The organism is Phytohabitans aurantiacus, from assembly GCF_027923225.1.
In the GTDB taxonomy this organism is placed as follows: Bacteria; Actinomycetota; Actinomycetes; order Mycobacteriales; family Micromonosporaceae; genus Phytohabitans; species Phytohabitans aurantiacus.
The window spans coordinates 1-1,189 of the sequence record NZ_BSDI01000129.1; the positions used below are offsets into that span (position 1 = coordinate 1).

At 68.4% G+C, this 1,189-nt stretch carries 1 protein-coding gene; it reads left to right on the forward strand.

Features of this window, described 5'->3' with window-relative positions; translation table 11 throughout:
* The coding region (locus tag QMG73_RS46115; protein WP_281906510.1) for a pectinesterase family protein at nucleotides 1–1,037 on the forward strand (1,037 nt) is incomplete at its 5' end.
* Between the last annotated feature and the right edge of the window lie 152 nt (nucleotides 1,038–1,189).

A 1,189-nucleotide genomic window follows, 5' to 3' on the forward strand; every position in this document is an offset into this window, starting at 1 on the left:
TGGATGTGTGGGAGTGGTCCACTGCGGACGGTGGGCGGATCTCGCAGTACACCGACACCGATGGCACCAACCAGCAGTGGATGATGCACAAGATTGGTGGGTCCACCACGCCGCCCGCCGGTTCGATGGTGGTGGCCGCCGACGGCAGCGGGCAGCACACGACCGTGCAAGCCGCCATCAACGCCGCGCCCGCCAACAGCGCGAGTACGATCACCATCGCCATCAAGCCGGGCACCTACCGTGGCGTGTTCTCCGTGCCGTCGAACAAGACGAACCTTCACCTGCAAGGCCTCGGCGCGGGCCCGTCCAACGTCGTACTCGTCGAAAACCACTCGGCCGGCACCCTCAAGCCCGACGGCACGACGTACGGCACCAACGGCAGCGCCACCGCGACGGTGTCCGGGCGCGGGTTCCAGGCGACGAACCTGACCGTCTCCAACGACTTCGACGAGGCGGCGCACGCCAACCAGGCGGGGCACCAGGCGGTGGCGCTGTATCTCAACTCGGACCGGTCGATCCTGACCAACGTGCGGCTGCTCGGTGACCAGGACACCTTCCTCGTCGGGGCGACCGCCCGATCGTATGTGCGCAACTCCTACATCGAGGGCACCGTCGACTTCATCTTCGGCGACGGCATCGCCGTCATGCACAGCTCGCAGATCCACGAGAAGCGCTCGACCGGTGGCCCCGTCACCGCGGCGCGCACGCCGGCCACGCGGGCGTACGGCTTCCTGTTCTACCGGTGCAACCTGACCAGCTCAGCGGCCGCGAACTCCAGCAGCCTCGGCCGCCCGTGGGGTCCGGACGCGCAGGTGCTGTACCGCGAATCCACCCTCGGCGCGCACATCAACACCGCGCAGCCGTGGACCAACATGTCGTCGAACGTCTGGCAGAACGCGCGTTTCCGGGAGTACCGGAACAACGGCGCCGGCGCCGGTACGAACAGCAACCGGCCGCAGCTCTCCGACGCCGACGCGCCCAACTACACGCCCCAGAGGTATCTCGCCGGCTCGGACGGCTGGAACCCGGTCGGCTGACCCTCCTACCCCCCACGAAAGGTCTTCCCCATGCTCAAGAACCCCAGGCGGTGGTTGGCGCTCGCGATCGCCGCCCTCGCGGTGCCGTCCGCGGTTGTCGTGGCGTCGGCGTCGCCGTCGTTGGCCGCGACGATCGACACGTCGGCCTACTA